This window comes from Nocardia sp. 852002-51101_SCH5132738, from assembly GCF_001665695.1.
Classification (GTDB): Bacteria; Actinomycetota; Actinomycetes; order Mycobacteriales; family Mycobacteriaceae; genus Nocardia; species Nocardia nova.
The window spans coordinates 41,010-58,722 of the sequence record NZ_LZML01000104.1; the positions used below are offsets into that span (position 1 = coordinate 41,010).

Below are 17,713 nucleotides of genomic sequence, written 5' to 3' on the forward strand. Positions count from 1 at the left end.
GGCACAACGAATATTTGTCCGTCTGTTAGTAAAGACGCTTCTCGGCTACGTCCGGTTCCCCGGATTTCGCAGGAATTCCAATTCCTGTTCCAGCCGTTTTCGGCCACGGGCGCAGCGACTTTTGATCGTCCCCTCGGCGACGCCCAGCAACTGCGCCGCTTCCGCTACGGTATACCCTTCCATGTCGATCGCAACCAGCGCTGCTCGCTGATCGGGCGGCAGCGTGAACAGGGCCGCGGCAACGACCATTTTCACCTCGCGCTGCGCGATGTCGTCGCGTTCCATTGCGGGTTCTGCCACCGATTCGTCCGACAGTGACGTCGCGGGACGGGATTTGTTGCGCCGCATACGATCCAGGCATGCGTTGACCACGATGCGATGCAGCCAGCTGCGTACCTCCGCATCCCCGCGGAAGGTGGCGGCATTGCGATGCGCGGACAGCAGCGCGTCCTGCAGCGAATCGGCGGCATCTTCCGGAGTTCGGCAGGTGCGCAGTGCCAATTGCCAGAGCCGGCTGTAATGGCGGCGGAACAGAATGCCGAAAGCGTCGCGGTCTCCGGCGACATGGGCGGAAAGCAATTCGAAATCGGTGGTTTCGTCCGGATCGATCGAGCGACGACGAACAGCAGACGACTCCGGTGTCCCCCCACTGGCGATCGCTTCGAACGACACACAAACCCCTTGGACAGCGCTCACGGCGGCGCGAAGTCCTACACCGGACCGGCCGCAAATTCCGCATCATCCAGGACCGAGACACCAGATCCCAGGAAGCTCCCCTGCTGAGAGCGCGCTGTGAATCATAACGTTTATTACGAATCGGTAGCAACCAGAGCGAGGTGATATCACGGGCCGGAACAACCGCCGGCCGCGACGGCAGGAATCAGGAAGCTGCCTCGAAGTGAATGTCGCCGATCGACGACTGGAACTGGCCGCCGTTGTTGGCCAGCTGGGTGATCCAGATCAGGATGTAGCGGGCCGGCTGGTCGGACTGCACCGGGATCGTGGTGGTGCCGTCGGCCAGGGTGGCCTGGCCGACGAGCTGGGTCTGATCCAGGGTGGGAACCGCGGTGGGCGAGGTACGCACCTCGACCACCGTGCCCGGCGACGCGGAATCGATGACGACCTTGCTCACCTTGCTGGGCCCGGGCAGCGTCGCGAGCACCCCGATCCCCTTCTTCAAGGCCGGGAACTGCTGGAAGTACTGATCGGTGTGCCAGGTGGTGGTCGGATTGCCGTCCAGCAGGGCCGACACGTTGCCAGGACTGTCCGGGGTCCCCTCCGGGGAGTACACCGAGACGCCCGTCGCCTGCAGCGGAAGTCCGGCGGCCGTGGTCGGCGCGGGTCCCGCTGTCTGCGCGGCCGGCGTCGTCGGTGCGACGCTGGCCGTGGTCAGGCCCAGTTTGCGCTGTTCGTTGAGCGGTTCGTCGGCCGAACCCGGCGCGAAGATACTCAGCAGCCACCAGATGATCACGCCGACGACCAGCGCCGCGAGCACACCCAGAGCGACCAGGATCCACAGCATGCGCTGCGACCGCTCGCGCTCGGCGGCGAGCAGTTCCGGATCGGCGAGGCTTTCGTCCGGATTCGCGACCGCGCGCTGGCCCAGGCGCAGGACCGGGATGAAGTCGGTCTTCTGGTCGACGACCGAGGCCTGCTCGAGCACGTGTTGCACGGTCGCCGCCGTACGCACGCCCTTGTCGGCCTCGAGCGAGCGGACGGCCACCGCGGAGATCTCGAACGGCACTTCGGGGCGAATCTGGCGCGGTTCCACCGGAGAGCCGTCGCTTCCGAAATCGGCCAGCTTCAGCCCGCCGACGGTCGCCGCCGAACCGGTGACACCGCCGGTGCGGATCGGCCAGCGGGCGGTGATCAACGCGTAGAGCATCGCGCCGAGGCCGCGCACATCCGATTGCGCGTCGGAATCGGCCAAGGTGCCCGGGAAGGCCAGCACCGCATCGCCGGACGCGCTGATGCGTACCCGGTCCGGATGGTCGATCGAGAGCGATCCGCCGCCGCGATGGGCCAGTTCGGCCGCCGCGGCCAGGGCGCGGATGGCCCGCGCCGCGCCGATCGGCGAGGGCTGGGTCTCGGCCATCTCCCGCAGCGAACGGCCGGGAGTCCACTCCGCGACCACGATGCCGCCGGAACTGCCGCGCACCACGTCGAGCACGCGGGCCAGGCCGGACGAGTTGATCCGGCCCAGGCGCAACGTGCGCGAGAGGATGGCCTGCGGGCCGTCGTGGCCGGGATTGTCGGCGGCCTTCTGATCGGCATCGACGAAGGTGAGCGCGACCTCACGGTCCAGTTTCACATCCAAGGCCTGCCAGAACCGCAGTCCGCGCGCGCCGCCGTGGTCGGCGAGCAGCCGATAGCGGCCACCCGCCACGGAGGCGCCCGGAATCAGTTTGGGACCGCGCGGCACCCGCCGGGCCGGCGGTTCCACCCGCATCGGGGGCATCTCCGGCGAACCGACCGGCAGCATGCCGGTGTCGTAGGCCGGATCCCGCGGCGGCACCGCCGCGGGCGGCACTGCTTCCGCGCCGTTGCCGCCCACCGCGTCCGCGGCGTTCGGCGCGTCGGGGGCATCCCCGTGCACACCGGCCTCGGCGTCGGGCGCCGCAGCGGCGTTCGACGCTTCCGTATGGTCGGATGCGGAGTCCCGAGTGCGGTCGGCCGGCGGAACACTCCCGGGTGGGACGTCGTCGGTGCGCACTGCGCCTGCCGCGTCGGCAGCCTCGGCGGAAGGCTGGCCCTCCGCCGCGTCGTCGCTCACCCTCGCTCCTCCTTCGCCCTGATATGTCGAAGTTTGTGGCGCCGGTGCAGCACCGGCATTTGCGTTTCTCTGCCGAACAGGGTACGGGAACTCGCCCTGAGCGGTGCGGTCAACCGCACCAGGACGGATTACCGGCAACACCATGGTCTGGGCGTCGGTATACGGGTCGTAGCGGTAGTAGTACGGAGCTGCGAGATCCGGGCGCGGCAGCACCATCGTGTCGTGCATATCGGCCGCGGTGTCGTCCAAGCCGAGGTCGGGCGCCGGCGGCGTGAAGCCCAGGCGGCGCGACACCGCGACCGTGAGCGCGACGATCTCCGGCACTCCGGCGAGGCGCATCAGGCCGAATGCGACGCCGAACATGACGATCGCGTCCAGGCCGACCCGCAGGACCGAGGCGAGGCCGCCGTCGAGCCGCGACAGGCCCAGCACCTGATCCATGATCAGCGTCACCGCCGCGCCGGCCACCGAGGCCAGCACGACACGGGTGACGGTGCGGCCGACGTTGGCCATGCGCAGGTCGCCGAGACTGCGGTGCAACAGCCAGCCGCCGATCACCGCGCCGGTCACGAAGCCCAGGCCGTTGGCCACGCCCAGGGCGATGACCACGTGATCGTCACTGAAGAACACCGGCGTGAGCAGCGACAACACGATCTTGACGCCGGTGATGCCGAGGATGATCCAGGTGGGCGTCCAGGCCTGTTCCCGCGCGTAGAACACCCGCAGATGAATCAGCACCAGCGCGTACGGAATCAGCGTGAACGCCGACCAGGAGACCGCCTCGCCCAGACGGCCCGCATCCGAACTACCGAAATGGCCGTATCCGTACAGCGCCTGGCCGATCTGCGGACCCGCGATGGTGAGGAAGGTGACCACCGGGACCAGCGAAATCATGGTCAGACGGGTGGCGACGCCGAGGTCGTCGACGACCGCCGGATTGTCGTCGGCGGCGGCATTGCGGCTCAGCCGCGGCATGATCGCGGTCAGCAGGGTCACGCCGAGCACGCCGTACGGCAGCTGAAGCAGCAGCCAGGCGTTCTGATAGATGGTCGGGCCCGCGACATCGGCGTGCGAGGAGACCCGGGTGGCGATGGTCCAGCCGATCTGGCTGATGAACACGTACAGGATGATGGCCGCGCCCATTCCGGCGAACTGCTTGAGCCGGGCGTCCACCCCCCACAGCGGGCGCAGATCGATCCCCAGCCGCCGGATGGCCGGCAGCAGGCTCACCATCTGAACGATGACACCGACGGTCACACCGACGCCGAGGACCAGCAGCTTCGGATCGCTCATCCGGACCGGATCGAGGCTGATCTCACCCGGCGTCACCGCGTACAGGGTCAGAATCGCCAGCACGACCACGTTGTTCAGCACCGGCGCCCAGGCGCCCGGTTTGAACACTTGATGTGTGTTCAGGATCGCCATGAGCAGGCCCGACATCCCGTAGAAGAGGATGGCCGGCAGCAGCAGGAAGGCGAGCGCCGTGGTCAGCGCGGTATTCACCTTGCCGTCGTGGGACAGGAAGATGTGGGTGGTCATCACCGGCGCCGCGGCGACGGCGAGGACGGTTCCGATGGCCAGCACCGTGAATGCCGCGGTGACCAAGCGGCGGACGAAGGCGGCGCCGCGGTCGGCGTCCTCTTTCTCCGCGCGGACCAGGGTCGGCACCACGATGGCGGTGAGCACCGCGCCGAGCAGTAGCTCGGAAATCATGGTCGGGATCGTGCTGGAGACCGTGAACGCACTGGCGATGGCCGGGCCGAGCACGGTGACGAGCAGCAGCTGCTTGACGAAGCCGGTGATACGGCTGACCAACGTGGCGACTGCGATGGACCCGGAATCGCGGACCAATCGCGAAGTCGACGACTCTTCCGGTTCCTGCTCGATCACGGCCTGCTGGGCGGTGCGGGGACCTGCCGAATCACCGCGCGCGCGTGTCGGCCGTGACGTATCGGGGCGCGCCGCAGCCGGACGCTCCGCTGCCGGCCGGCGACGCGGCTCGGCCGCCTCGGAGGGCGGGATCTGGCGCGGCATCGCCCGCTCCGCGCGGGGCGGGCGAGGGACTCGGTCGACCGGACCGCTCGGCGGGCCCGGCGGATAGGACCGTCGCGGATCCGCACGAGGCACGTCCCGGCGCGGGGTCTCCCGATTCTGAGACTCGCGGTACTGAGGGTCTCGGTACTCGGGGTCTCGGTACCGGGATTCCTGGTCGGAGGGATCGACCGGCGGGCGCGGGCCGCGCTGCGGTGGACGGGGCCGTCCCGGCGGCGGGGTGTCCTGCTGCGGGCGAGCACCGCGATGATCCGTCGGGGGCACTTGACGGAACGGCTCGCTCGGCGGGGCGTTGGGGGGTAGCGGCGGGCGCGGCGCATTCGGCGGCGTCTGGCGGATGGGCGCGCTCGGCGGGCTCTGCCGGCGCGGTGGATTCTGCGGGCCCGGATACCGGGACCCGTCGGGCGGGTTCGGCGGTCCCGGACGAGGCGCTGCTCCCGGCGGAACCTGGCGCGGGACGGCACCCGGTATCGGGCGCATGGGTGCGCTGGGCGGCGTTTGCCGGCGCGGCGGCGGTGTGGGCCGGGCCCCGTTCGGGCCGGGCATCCGGCCGGCCGGGGGTACCTGTGGAATCGGGCCGCTGAGCGGTCGCCGCGGATCGGCCGGATCGGGGCGGGCCTCGTTCGGCAAGCGATGCGGCGGCGCGCCGTTGGGCACGACACCGTTGGCGCCCGAGGGCGGCATCGAGGGGTCGGGACTCAGCCGACGCGGTCCACGCTCCCACGGCGCGGCGGGTGCGCGTCGCGGAAACTGCTCGTCGTCGGCCTGATCGGGCACGACGGGGCCGTCGTACTCGGTCACCGGACCTCCGGTCTGCTCGGCATTCGGGCCGGCCTGTGAACCACCCGGTCGGCACAGTAAGCCGCTGCGCGATTGTCGCTCACTGTGCCCGGCGATCTGCGGGACACCCGCACCCGGTCGGCACAGTAAGCCGCTGCGCGATTGTTGCTCACTGTGCCTCCTCTTCCTGCAGTACTCGTTTGCGGGCGCGCAGGTATCGGTTCAGCCTGCGTCGTTTTCCGGGGTCCAAACCCTTGTCGGCCGGATCCGGCTGTCCCCGGAAGCGGCGCCACAAGCGGCGACCGGCGAGCAGGAACAGCAGTGCACCGGCACATGCGGTAATTATCGCCAACGCTTGACCGTAAGCGTTCGAACGTACCGAAACCGAGGTGGCGTTGCCGAGAGGCACTCCGGCCGGTGTGGTAAGGGATATCGGAATCACCAGGTTACGGCTGTCGCTCACCTTGGTCGGGATCTGGAACGACCGAGTACCCTCCGCCGGAAGCTGCTGCTCACCGATATCGGTGATATTCGTCTCGGCGGGCGCCCCGATCTTGAACCGGATCCGGATCGCGACCGGCAGATCGTTGCGTGCGACCAGCAGCAACGGGCTCTGCTCCGAGGCCAGCGTGTAGACCCCGCCCGGCGGCAGCACACTCACCGAGGAGAACAAACCGTCCATGGTCCGGGTGGTCTGTTCGAGTCGTCGTTGCGCGACGGTATCGGCTTGCGAATCGGTGCCGGTGCGATCCGAGAGCGTCAGCACCCGGATCAGATCGTCGCGCAGCGGCGTGAGGAACGTCCGCGGCGTCGGCTCCTGCTGAGGGATCTCCACCAGGGCGCTCATCAGATCGTCGATCCGATGTTCCTGCTGCCCGACCGGCGCGACGAATTGGTCCGGCACCGCCTGCGCCACCGCATCACCGGAGTAGTCCAGGTCGTACGGGCGCGGATCGACCGGCTGGGCCAGCAGATCGGCGAACGAACGCGGTGTGGCCAAACCGCTGCGGAACATCAGCTCCAGATGCGAGAGCAACGCTCCGGCCTCGTCGCGGTCGGCGCCCCACTGTTGCGGCGGCATCAGCAGGGTCGCCCGGGGGCGGGTCTCGGTCGTATTCAGCACCGGCCAGGTCAGCGCGCCCAGTGCGTCCTGCAGTCGAGCGGTGCGGGAGTCGTTGGTGACCGCGTAACGCACCCGGTCGGGAGTGAACGCCGGAGTCGGCGGATTCGATCCGACCGCGGCCAGCGCGGTCGCCGACCACATGTCGAAGGTGGCGACCTTCAACCCGGAATCGGGCGCCGGCGGCGTGAGTTCGGGTTTGGCCGGCGCGGTGGCCGGCAGGCGAACCATCTCCGGCACCACCGGTGCGATATCCGCGGCGACGGAGGCGGTACTGCGCACCGTCGCCTCGCCGCGCCCGGAACCCGTTGCGGCGCTGACGGAACCGCCCTCGGTGACGGCATTTCCCGAGAGAACGGCGGTCGTGAAACCGCGCTCGGTCAGCATGGCCGCGGCATCGGCTCCGATGGCTCCGGAGGCGGGCAGGCTCACACCGCGCACGGATTTGACCGACAGCAGCGAATCGACGATATCCGCGGGTGCGGTGATCGCGCGGGCGACCAGATCGGCATCGTGGACGCCGGCCAACGCGGTCGGGTCGACCTGCGCGAACGGCAGCGCCACCGTGCACATCGTCGGCGCCAGCGCACGCAGCCGGTCGAGCCAGGTCCGCGCGGCCTGCGGTCCGGTTCCGTCGCGTGTCGGCCCGTCCGGATCCGACGGCGAGGCCAGCACCCGGTATCCCTCGGTCATCCTCGACACGGTGAGCAGCAGATCCGGGTCCACGGCCAGGCACAGCAATCCGGCCAGCCCGGCGCCCGAGCGGCCGGAATCGTGCGAGGGGTCGGGCCGCAGCGCCGACTCCAGCGCCGAGAGCAGCTGATCCAAGCGGCCACCCGCGGCGAGTTCGCCGGCCAGTTCGTCGTCGGTGAGCAGCGCCTTGCCGTCCACCGACCCGGGAATGCCCGCGACCATGCGGGGCCGGTCGGCCAGGGGCCACAGCATGGTGGTGGCCACCGGCGGCTGCGGTGCGGCCGGAACCGGCTGTGCGCCCTCCGCGGCGGCATCGGCGCCGTTCGGCAGGGCGGGCAGACCGAGCACCGGCAGCAGGAACCGCGCATCGTCGAGATGTGCCTGATTGCCGTAGGCCGGTTCGCCGTTCACATTCAGCAGCAGTGGATACACGCCCGGTTCGGTGATGCCGAGCGAGTCGGTGACCGGCGGATTGGCGGCCGCGTTGGACATGCCCTCGCGCACCCCGATCCGCAGGGTGAACTGTTTGCGCTGCCCGGGCCCCAGCTGGTCGGCGACGTCCTGGAACTGTGCGCTGACCGGAAAATTCGATTGATCCTGACGCAGCGTGGACCGCAATTCGCTGGGTTCGGCGATGGCCGCCCCGCGCTGCACCCGCACGCTGACGTCGTCCACCACGCGATCGCCGATGTTGGTCACCGTGCCGGTCAGCGCGAGGACGGAATCGCTGGTGGTGGTGATCGTGCTCGGCGACACCGAATCGAGCGTGAGCTTGAGGAATTTCGGCGCGGCGGTCGAACCTCCCGACCCGGAGGGCTGCGCATGGCTCGACCCGGCCGACGGCACGCTCAATACGGCGAGCGCCAGCGAGACGAGCAGCAGCACCCAGCGGTGCCCACTGCGACTCGCACGCGTCATTGTCTGCCGCTCTCCATCCGATCTATCAGCCGATTCGCGACCTCGGCCAGACGCCGCTCGTCGGCGTAGGCGAGCCGGGAATCGAGTTCGCTCAACGGCACCCAGGCCACCTTGGTGACCTCGACGTCGGCATCGGAGAGCTCACCCCCCAACGACCGCATCAAGTAATGGTGCACGGTCTTGTGTACCCGACGGCCTTCGGTGACGAACCAGTAGTCGATGCTTCCCAGTTCCGCGACCACCCGGCCGTTGATACCGGTTTCCTCGGCGACCTCCCGGACGGCGGTCTGCTCGGCCGTCTCCCCCTCCTCGATGTGGCCCTTCGGCAGCGACCACAGCAGCCGGCCGCGGCGGTCGGTGCGCCCGATGAGCGCGGCGCAGCGCTGTTCGGCGGGGCCGTCGAGTCCGTCGACGACCAATCCGCCCGCGGAGGTTTCCCGGACGGTGCGCATGCGAGGTTTCGCCGCATTACCGGCCGAACCGCGGCGCCGGGGCTGGCGGCGTCGACTGTTCGCGCGATCGGCCGGAGACACCGGGTCAGTCTAGCCGCGCCGGATCGATGCACTGAACGTGTTCGATGCCGAGTGTCATGCCGCGCCGCGGTGGTGTCGTCCGGCCGGTCCGGGCGGGTACCGGCGGGTGCGTACCAACTAAGCTGCGTTTCCGTGGTTTCGCCGAAGTCCGTTGACGCAGAAGTGGAGGACGGCACACAAGTGAAAGGAAGGGCCGTGTCCGACCCCGACCATGATCGCCGGACGCGATTGCTTGCCGCGGCGGCGATCACCCTGGGCCGGCTCTCGGATGTGCTGATTCCGCTGGGCGGCCTGTTCGCCGCGCGCGGGCACGAGCTGTACCTGGTCGGCGGTAGCGTGCGCGATGCGGTGCTGGGCCGGCTCGGCACCGATCTGGACTTCACCACCGACGCGCTGCCCGAGGTCGTGCAGGAGATCGTGCGTGGCTGGGCCGACAACCTGTGGGACACCGGCGGTTTGGCGTTCGGCACGGTGAGCGCGTCGAAATCGGGCTGGCAGCTGGAGATCACCACCTTCCGCAGCGACAGCTACGACCGCGTCTCCCGCAACCCGGAGGTGACCTTCGGCGACAACCTCGAGGGCGATCTGGTTCGCCGCGACTTCACGGTCAACGCCATGGCCGTGCGCATCGGCGGGGCCGGTGAACTGGAATTCGTCGATCCGCTCGACGGCATGGACGCGCTACTGGCCGGAGTGCTGGATACGCCTGCGGCGCCGGAGGATTCGTTCAACGACGATCCGCTGCGCATGCTGCGCGCCGCCCGCTTCGTCTCCCAGCTCGGCTTCGAGGTGGCGCCGCGGGTGCGAGTGGCGATCGCGCTGATGGCCGACGAGATCCGCCGCATCACCGCCGAGCGGGTCCGTACCGAACTGGACAAGCTGATCGCGGGTGAACATCCGACCGACGGCATCGACATCATGTGCGAGACCGGGCTGGCCGAACGCGTACTGCCCGAGGTTCCGGCGATGAAACTGGAGATCGACGAACACCATCAACACAAGGACGTCTACCAGCATTCGCTGACCGTGCTGCGCCAGGCCATCGACCAGGAGCAGGGCGATCCGGATCTGGTGCTGCGCTGGGCCGCGCTGCTGCACGACATCGGCAAACCGCCGACCAAGCGCAACGAGCCCGGCGGCGGCGTCAGCTTCCACCACCACGAGGTCGTCGGCGCGAAGATGGTGCGAAAGCGCATGCGCGCCTTGAAATATCCGAAGCAGTTCACCGAGGACGTGGCGCGGCTGGTATATCTGCACCTGCGGTTCCACGGCTACGGCAAGGGCCAGTGGACCGACTCGGCGGTGCGCCGCTACGTCACCGATGCCGACGATCTGCTGCCGCGGCTGCACAAATTGGTGCGCGCCGACTGCACCACCCGCAACAAGCGCCGCGCCGCACTGTTGCGCTCGACCTACGACGACCTGGAAGCCCGGATCGAGCGCCTGCAGCAGGAGGAGGATCTGCAGCGGGTGCGCCCGGATCTGGACGGCAACGCGATCATGGAACTGCTCGGCCTGGAGCCGGGGCCGCAGGTCGGCCGTGCCTGGCGCTATCTGAAGGAACTGCGGCTGGATCGCGGCCCGCTCACTCGCGACGAGGCCGAGGCCGCGCTGCTCGAATGGTGGAACGCCGGCGGACAATAGCGTCCGGAATCGGCGGACCGAAACGCCTCAGAACACGATCAGCGTCGTGCCGGCGACGATCGCCGCCCGCATCTGCCCGAGGTCGAACGAGCCGGTGATCTGCGACAGTTCGAGCCGGAAATGCACCCGGTCGCCCTGCCGGTCGGCCCGCACGATGCGTACGTCGTTGGGCAGGTCCGAGAGGGTGACCGGCGCCACCGTCACCCAGCGCCGCGGCACCCGGACGCCCGACCAGGCGGCCTGATGGACCGCGATCGTGACGAGGTTGTCACTGATCGCGGCGTCGACCAGCGCCTGGAATTTCCGGGTGCGATGACGCGCGCTGATCAGTCCGCTCGGATGCACCTCGAACCGCCAGTCCAGCCGCTTCTCGTTGAGCCACTCGACCAGGGCCACGGTCGTCACGGTGCCGGTGACGTCGAGTCCCGCGGTGCGCACCTTCGTCGGGACGCCCGGGATCAGCCGCACCCCGTGCGCGATCACCGTCATCTCCTCGATCGGATGCCCGTTCCAGCGCAGCTCGGTAAGTACCGTCTTGGTCTGGAAGTGGGCGCCGCGGCGGCGCACCTTGAGGGTTTGCAGAATCGCGGTCAGATCGTGTCCGAGCAGGGTCGCGGTGACCTCCCGGCCGCCGAAGCGACTCAGAATCCCCTCGCTGAGCAGCGTCATCAGCACATCCGGCATGAGTGCGGTGACCGTACCCGCACCGAGATCCGCCACCGGGTCGAGCCAGGCGGTGGTGAAAGCCGTCCACTGATCCAGCAACTCCGGGTCGAACAGCCGCCGGCCGAGGTCCACTGCCCGCGACGGCGACCAGGATTTGGGATCGAAATAGGTGGCCATGATTGATTCGAGAGTACTGGCCGCCGGTGAATACGCCAGGGGCTGTGGATGACATTTCCCGATCGGACGGCGGCGCGGACCTACGGATCGGCGGGTTCCGGGTCGTTCAGCGTCGCGTGCATCAGGTAGACGTTGTAGCTGTCCCAGGCCGACATCGTGAAGTAGAGGTCCTTACCCGTCGACCAGGGGTGGATGAATCCGCCGTAGGCCTTCGGGTAGTCGTTCGTATCGGCCAGCAGCGTGCCGTCGGTCCAGGTCCCCTGCGGTTCGGTCGCGGTGCGCAGCACGATCGCATGCCGAGCCGGGTCCAGGTAGACCATCTGCCACTGTTTGCTCGAGTCGTCGTAGCGCACCGACAGTTCGCCCGCGATGCCGGGTATGAGCGGCGTCGCGCGGTTCTCCTGCGCCGGCGCCCAGGTCCCGTCGACCCAGTACTGATACGCGGACTTGTTCAGTACCTCTTTCTTCGGCACCCGCGCCAGGCCGATCATGCCGATGCGGCCGTTGGGCGTGCCGAACATGTACACGTAGTCGCCGTGCGGCACCATCGTCGTGACCTGGAAGCGATCGATGCCGAACATGTTGTCCCACTTGGCGTACTGATCCTTGACCCAGGTGCTGCCGCCGTCGTCGGAATAGGCCAGACCACCGTTGTTGGTCCACCACATCCCCGGAATCTTGCTCCAGTGATTGACCGACATGTAGCTCATGTACTGCCGGTCGCCGAGTGCGAATCCGGAGGTCGGGATCACGGTGGTCTCGAAGTTCTTGATCTTGCGACTGTTCAGCAGTTCGGCGGCGTGGCAGCGGCTGTCCTGCACCATGTCGTCGATGATCAGGCCCTTGGACAGGTCCCGTTCGGAGCTGAAGCCGAGCACGTTCGAACGCCAGTCCGGTCCGCCGACCTGGCCGTACTCCCAGCCCTTGCCGAAGGTGTCGCCGAACACCACCGCGACCTGGCCGGGCTTGGTCTCCCACATGATGCCGAGGTCGGTCCCGTCGACCTGCCAGCGCATATCGGTGCGGTTGACCGAGCCGTGGCCGGTCACCTGATTGACCAGCTTCACGTTCTCGACCGTGCGCGGTGCGGGTGCTTCGACGACCGCGCCCGGGTCGATCGACGGGTGCACCGGATGCGGCGGGGTTTCCGGTGCGGGCGGCTCGCCCCCGGGAATCGGGATCGGGATCGGTTCGGGTTCCGGATTGATGTTGATGTTCGGCAGATTGAACGGACCGGAATTCGACCCCGAGCCCGTGCCGGACCCGGAACCGGTGCCCGAGCCGTTGTTCGAGCCACCGTTCGAGCCGGATGCCGAACCGGAGTCCGGTGCGGGCTCGCCCGGCGCGGAAGGGTCCTCGGCCGGCGGTGGTTTCGGCGTATCGCGAATATCCGGGCACGGGTTGCGGCACGGGTCCGCGGGCAGAGGCTGCGGCACGATGCGGGTGTTGTCCGGTCGCGGGCCCGGCACCGGCACGGGCACGATCTCGGGCACCGGCACCGGAATGTCGATTCGCGGCGGAAGGATCGGCGGCGCGGGCGCATTCGGATCGGGCTGGCGGGCCAGCGGATCGAATCCCGTTTCGCCGCAGGCATTCTTCGGCGGTGGCGCCCACGGCGCGAGTTCGGCCGAGGCCGGGACGGGGGCGACCGTGCCGAACAACAGCAGTCCGGTGACCGCGGGCGTGAAAATCGCCGAGGCGCAGCGCTTTCCGTTGCGGGTGGAGCCGCGCGCCGCCGCCGGTCTACCGGCAGCCGCTCTCCCCGTCGCGTTGTTCCCGAACACCGCACTCCTCGACTACCACTCGCACCGCTGGTGACATGCACTGTCAGTCACCGCATCAGCTGGGACCGAGCACAGCGGCTAACAATCTAACCGATCACTCGGGATGCGTCTGCGAACGTCCGGAACCGCGTGGCGCAGGCCGGCGACTGTTGACCGCGATCGCCGCGATACCCAGCGCATACAGTCCGGCGCCGGCCGCCACCACGCCGAGGGAACGGCCGTCGGCGGGAATGATCAGGGCCGTCACCGCGACGGCGACCACGAACGTGATGTTGAAAATCGTGTCCTGCAGGGCGAATACCTGTCCGCGCCGGGCGTCGTCGACATCGATCTGCAGGGTGGCGTCGCCGGTCAGTTTCACCATCTGCCCGGCCAAGCCGAGCAGGAACGCGCCCACCAGCAACAGTTGATGGGCACGGTGTTCGGCCGCACCGGTGGCGACGGTGATCGGCGGGACCAGTGTCGCCTGCACCAGCAGCGCCGCCGACAGACCGGCGACCACCGTGCGCGGGCGCCCGAGCCGCGGAATCAGCAGCGGCGTCAGTACCGCGGCGGCCAGCATGCCCGCGGCGACCGCGGTGATCGCGACCCCGAAGCCGACCAGTCCCGAACCGGCCGAGATCCCGGATTCGTTGGGACGACGCAAAACCAGCACCATGAGCAGGGTGTTCGCACCGAAGACGATGCGGTGGGTGCCGACGCCGATCATCGCGGTGGTGCAATCCCGTGATTCGGCGACCGCACGGGCACCGGTGCGCAGACCGGTCAGCACGGCCCGTACGGATTCGGCGGCCGCACTGCGCCCGGGTGTTTCTATGCGATGTTCGGGTCCGAGTCGGCGTCGCGCGAAACCGATCGCCGCCACGGCCGAGATCACCGACCCGCAGGCACTGGCCGCCACCGCCACCGCGCTCGCGACATCGCCTGCTCCCATCGCGCCGATGATCGCCACCGCGACCGCGGCTCCCGCACCGGCGCATCCCGATGCCACCGTCGCCAGGACCGAATTCATCGGCACCAGCCAGCGCTGTTCCAGCACCCGGGGCAGCGACGCCGAGATACCGGCCAGGACGAAGCGGCTGATCCCGACCACCGCCAGCGCCAGCAGCAACAGCGGCGTATCCCGGATTCCGGCCCACAGTCCGACGGCGGTCACCACGATCAACACCGCGCGCAGCGCATTGGCGACCAGCAGCACCATCCGGCGGTCCCAGCGGTCCAGCATCGCTCCGGCATACGGCCCGATCACCGAATACGGCAGCAGCAGCACCGCGAACCCGCCCGCGATCGCCAGCGGATCCGTGGCACGTTCGGGATTGAACAGAATCGCTCCCGACAGTGCGGCCTGAAACATTCCGTCGCCGAACTGTCCGGAGAACCGGATCAGCGCCAGCCGCGGCATTCCGGGCCGGCGGACGGCGGCGGCCACGGCGGCCCGCCGCGCAGCGTCGGGTCGCATTTCGGTTCACCTCCGGATCAATGTGCGGGGCCGGTGCACAGCCACGGTAGAATCTACCCGGCGGCCTCGACAGCAGCTCGAGAGGAGGACCCCCGTTGTCCACACTCACGACACCACACATCGATGTTCATCGCGCCGGCGATCGCATGAAAACCCGTGTGGCATGGCTGGATTCGAAGCATTCGTTCTCGTTCGGCGAGCATTACGATCCGGAGAACACCCATCACGGGCTGCTGCTGGTGAACAACGAGGACATCGTGTTGCCGGGTGAGGGATTCGAAACTCATCCGCATCGCGATATGGAAATTGTCACCTGGGTTCTGAACGGTTCTCTGGTGCATCAGGATTCGCTGGGACATGCCGGTGTCATCTATCCCGGATTGGCGCAGCGAATGAGTGCGGGAACCGGAATTCTGCATTCGGAAAAGAATGATTCGTGGCGACTGCCGCCCGAACAGGGCGGCACGTCTCCGCATTCCGAGCCGGTTCATTTCGTGCAGATGTGGGTAGTACCGGACGAGCCGGGAATTACTCCGGGATATCAACAACTGGAAATCGACGACGAACTGGACCGCGGCGGCCTGATCACGGTCGCCACGGGGATGCCGCGCTACCGCGATCGAACCGCGATCGCGATCAGCAGCAGCCATTCCGCCCTGCACGTCGGGCGCATGCCCGGCGCGGCGGGAACCGGTGCGGGGCAGGCGATCACCCTGCCCGAGGCGCCCTACCTGCATGTCTTCGTCGCCCGCGGCGAGGTGGAGATGGAGGGGGTCGGAATCCTCTACGAGGGCGACGCGGTGCGGATGACGCGCAGTGGCGGGCAGCGCATCGTCGCCGAAGTTCCGGCGGAAGTCCTGGTGTGGGAAATGCACGCACGTCTCGGCGGCCAATAGAGTCAGACGCGGCCGTCGAGGGCCCGTGCGTCCGAGGAGAGGACAGCGATGACCGAGAATCCACCGCCCGGGAACTATCCCCCGCCGGAACCGTATCCGCAGTCGGGCGGCGAACAGCCCGGACGCTCGGGCGAGTACCCCGGTCGTTCCGGCGAGTATCCCGGCCACTCCGGCGAATATCCCCAGCAACCGGGGCAGTACCCACAACAACCCGGCCAGTACGGCCAGCAGCCGGGACAGTACGGCCAGCAGCCTGGACAGTATCCGGGCGGATATCCCCCGCCGCCGGCCGGCGGCTACCCCGGCCCGCCGGGACAGGGCACGTGGGAGCAGCCCAAGGGCAAGGGGCTGGCCATCACGGCGCTGGTCCTCGGCATCATCGCCCTGCTGACCTGCTGGACAGTGGTGGGCGGAATCCTGTTCGGCCTGGTCGCCCTGATCTTCGGCATCATCGCGACGGTCAAGGCTCGGCGCGGCACCGCGGCCGGGGGTGGTATGGCGATGGCCGGCCTGGTGCTGGGCCTGCTCGGGCTCATCGCCGGAATCGTGATCGCCGCGATCGGGGTCAACTTCTTCGTCAACAACGGCGGCAAGGATTTCCTCGACTGCGTGAACAAGGCCAACGGCGATCAGTCGAAGATCGATCAGTGCCAACGTGATTGGAATCAGACGCTGGAGAACAAGTACAGCGTGACGCTGAGCCCGCGGCCGACCTCCTGATCGGCCGGGTCAGTACGGGTCCGGCCGGCACTGGCGGGTTGCGGTGAGCACCTCGGCCAGTTCCGGCCGGTAGTCGCTGTGCGGCGAATCGATCCACACCCGGTATCCGGTGCGTTCGTCGGCGGGTGAGGGCAGCACGATGGTGGTGCCCGGGGCTACCAGTGCGGCGCAGCGATGGAACATATCGGAAGCGATCGCGGCGTCGGTGGCCGATTCGTCGACGTGTCCGGTGAGAAACGTCCAGCGTGCCGATCGCGGATGTCCGATGATCGGCCCGCGATGTCCACGCACGGTGAGGTATTCGCGAATGGGGGCTCCGAGGGCGGCCGGCACGGTGATCGCGCCGACCGGGCCTATTTCCAACAGGATGCGACCTCGTACCGGTTCGACGATCCCGTAGAGCCCGTTCTCTTTGCGGTAGCGACGACAGCGGACCAGCGCTTCCTGGGTGACAGCGCGCGGCGCGGTGGTGATGGTGGTGATATTCGGTTCGATCGCGCCGGCCATCGGGTCGCGCGTGCTCATGGCGAACCTCGTCTCGTCGTCGAGTGCAGTGCCACCGATACGCAGACCGTATCGCCGTACAGTTGAAATGACAATAGTCACGGGCGTGTCGCGGCGGCCGGCGTAGCATCTGCCCGCATGGCCCCTCCCTCGCCAGTGGTCGCTCGGTGGGAATTGGTCCTTCGCCTGCGCGAACTTCGCGAACAACGTGGCTTCGATTCCGCCGGCTTCGCCCGCGCGGTCGGCTTCACCCCGGCCAATTGGTCGCATGTCGAGAAGGGCCGCCGGGTGCTGACCGCCAACACCATCGGCCCGGTGCTGGATCTGCTCGCGGTCGGCGAACAGGAACGCGCGGAACTGCTCGCACTGCTGTCCGCCGGGCGAGAGCGCGGCTGGTGGACGCGATCGGGTCTGATCGGGCCGGAACTACAGCGCTACTACGGGATGGAATACGGCGCGGACCGTATCCGCAGTTACGACAGCCTCGTGATTCCGGGCCTGCTGCAGACCGAGGCGTATGCGCGGGCGCTGATCGCCGCGGATGTGATGATCCGCCCGGCGCAGATCGAACAGCTGGTCGCGATGCGGATGCGGCGCCGCAAGCGGTTGCACGGACACGACCCGGTCGCGCTCACCGCAGTGGTCGGCGAGGCGACGCTGTTGCAGCAGGTCGGCGGGCAGGCCGTGCTGTGCGCGCAGCTGGAGTATCTGGCCGGGCTGTTGCGCACCAGGCCGAACGTGGACATCCGGGTCATCCCGTTCGCGGCTCCCGACGGCGCGATCCTCGGCGGGGCGAGTTTTCATCTGCTGGACTTCGCCTCCGAGCACCTGCCTACCTTCGGCTGGGCCGAGAGCGCCGTCTTCGGCGGACCGGTCGACCATCCCGACCAGGTGCACGATCTGGCGTTCGCATTCGTGCGAGCGCTCGATCAATCCCTCACTCGCACAGAGTCATTGGCGCTGATCGAGAAATACGCAGCTGTGTAAACTCCTG

At 68.4% G+C, this 17,713-nt stretch carries 12 protein-coding genes; 4 read left to right on the forward strand and 8 right to left on the reverse strand.

Annotated elements, in window-relative coordinates; genetic code table 11:
- Window positions 1-45: 45 nt before the first annotated feature.
- The 4 genes from sigM to A5789_RS14380 all read right to left on the reverse strand — a co-directional run bounded on the left by sigM (window position 46) and on the right by A5789_RS14380 (window position 8,869).
- Window positions 46-609, reverse strand: coding sequence for an RNA polymerase sigma factor SigM (gene sigM, locus A5789_RS14365; RefSeq protein ID WP_030514058.1), 564 nt, complete (start codon window positions 607-609; stop codon window positions 46-48).
- Between the two features lie 271 nt (window positions 610-880).
- Window positions 881-4,807 carry a murein biosynthesis integral membrane protein MurJ gene (murJ, locus tag A5789_RS14370; RefSeq protein ID WP_064906243.1) on the reverse strand — a complete coding sequence of 1,309 codons (3,927 nt, stop codon included), beginning with the start codon at window positions 4,805-4,807 and terminating at the stop codon, window positions 881-883.
- A 967-nt stretch (window positions 4,808-5,774) separates the two neighbouring features.
- On the reverse strand, window positions 5,775-8,336 hold the full coding sequence (locus A5789_RS14375) for a DUF6049 family protein (protein WP_064906245.1): 2,562 nt from the start codon (window positions 8,334-8,336) through the stop codon (window positions 5,775-5,777).
- Window positions 8,333-8,869 (reverse strand): NUDIX hydrolase, encoded by a 537-nt coding sequence (locus A5789_RS14380; protein WP_064923396.1) that lies wholly within the window; start codon window positions 8,867-8,869, stop codon window positions 8,333-8,335. The genes A5789_RS14375 and A5789_RS14380 overlap by 4 nt, the downstream gene beginning before the upstream one ends.
- A gap of 195 nt (window positions 8,870-9,064) precedes the next feature.
- Between A5789_RS14380 and A5789_RS14385 the strand changes: the two genes are divergently transcribed.
- Window positions 9,065-10,513, forward strand: coding sequence for a CCA tRNA nucleotidyltransferase (locus A5789_RS14385; protein ID WP_064906358.1), 1,449 nt, complete (start codon window positions 9,065-9,067; stop codon window positions 10,511-10,513).
- 27 nt (window positions 10,514-10,540) lie between these two features.
- On the opposite strand, the gene A5789_RS14390 is transcribed toward A5789_RS14385, so the two are convergent.
- The 3 genes from A5789_RS14390 to A5789_RS14400 form a co-directional block, all read right to left on the reverse strand.
- Window positions 10,541-11,356 (reverse strand): hypothetical protein, encoded by an 816-nt coding sequence (locus A5789_RS14390; RefSeq protein WP_063017389.1) that lies wholly within the window; start codon window positions 11,354-11,356, stop codon window positions 10,541-10,543.
- Between the two features lie 80 nt (window positions 11,357-11,436).
- Complete coding sequence (locus A5789_RS14395) at window positions 11,437-13,047, reverse strand: DUF4185 domain-containing protein (protein WP_064906360.1); 1,611 nt, start codon at window positions 13,045-13,047, stop codon at window positions 11,437-11,439.
- 187 nt (window positions 13,048-13,234) lie between these two features.
- Window positions 13,235-14,599, reverse strand: a complete 1,365-nt coding sequence (locus A5789_RS14400; protein WP_064906247.1) for a hypothetical protein — start codon at window positions 14,597-14,599, stop codon at window positions 13,235-13,237.
- 95 nt (window positions 14,600-14,694) lie between these two features.
- Between A5789_RS14400 and A5789_RS14405 the strand changes: the two genes are divergently transcribed.
- Window positions 14,695-15,495: a pirin-like bicupin family protein gene (locus A5789_RS14405; protein ID WP_104362356.1), complete on the forward strand. Its 801-nt coding sequence runs from the start codon at window positions 14,695-14,697 to the stop codon at window positions 15,493-15,495.
- Between the two features lie 48 nt (window positions 15,496-15,543).
- Window positions 15,544-16,215: a DUF4190 domain-containing protein gene (locus tag A5789_RS14410; RefSeq protein ID WP_082940712.1), complete on the forward strand. Its 672-nt coding sequence runs from the start codon at window positions 15,544-15,546 to the stop codon at window positions 16,213-16,215.
- 9 nt (window positions 16,216-16,224) lie between these two features.
- On the opposite strand, the gene A5789_RS14415 is transcribed toward A5789_RS14410, so the two are convergent.
- A complete protein-coding gene (locus tag A5789_RS14415; protein WP_036507404.1) occupies window positions 16,225-16,740 on the reverse strand; it encodes a hypothetical protein in 516 nt (171 codons plus the stop codon).
- Between the two features lie 117 nt (window positions 16,741-16,857).
- On the opposite strand from A5789_RS14415, the gene A5789_RS14420 reads away from it, so the two are divergent.
- Window positions 16,858-17,706 carry a helix-turn-helix transcriptional regulator gene (locus A5789_RS14420; protein WP_063017384.1) on the forward strand — a complete coding sequence of 283 codons (849 nt, stop codon included), beginning with the start codon at window positions 16,858-16,860 and terminating at the stop codon, window positions 17,704-17,706.
- Window positions 17,707-17,713 lie beyond the last annotated feature (7 nt).

Excerpts from the sequence above, each read along its gene's own strand:
- A5789_RS14400 (WP_064906247.1), bottom strand. The coding sequence starts at position 14,599 with ATGCGACCCGACGCTGCGCGGCGGGCCGCCGTGGCCGCCGCCGTCCGC.
- A5789_RS14415 (WP_036507404.1), bottom strand. The coding sequence starts at position 16,740 with ATGAGCACGCGCGACCCGATGGCCGGCGCGATCGAACCGAATATCACC.
- murJ (WP_064906243.1), bottom strand. The coding sequence starts at position 4,807 with ATGCCGCGCCAGATCCCGCCCTCCGAGGCGGCCGAGCCGCGTCGCCGG.
- A5789_RS14420 (WP_063017384.1), top strand. The coding sequence starts at position 16,858 with ATGGCCCCTCCCTCGCCAGTGGTCGCTCGGTGGGAATTGGTCCTTCGC.
- A5789_RS14390 (WP_063017389.1), bottom strand. The coding sequence starts at position 11,356 with ATGGCCACCTATTTCGATCCCAAATCCTGGTCGCCGTCGCGGGCAGTG.
- A5789_RS14410 (WP_082940712.1), top strand. The coding sequence starts at position 15,544 with ATGACCGAGAATCCACCGCCCGGGAACTATCCCCCGCCGGAACCGTAT.
- A5789_RS14375 (WP_064906245.1), bottom strand. The coding sequence starts at position 8,336 with ATGACGCGTGCGAGTCGCAGTGGGCACCGCTGGGTGCTGCTGCTCGTC.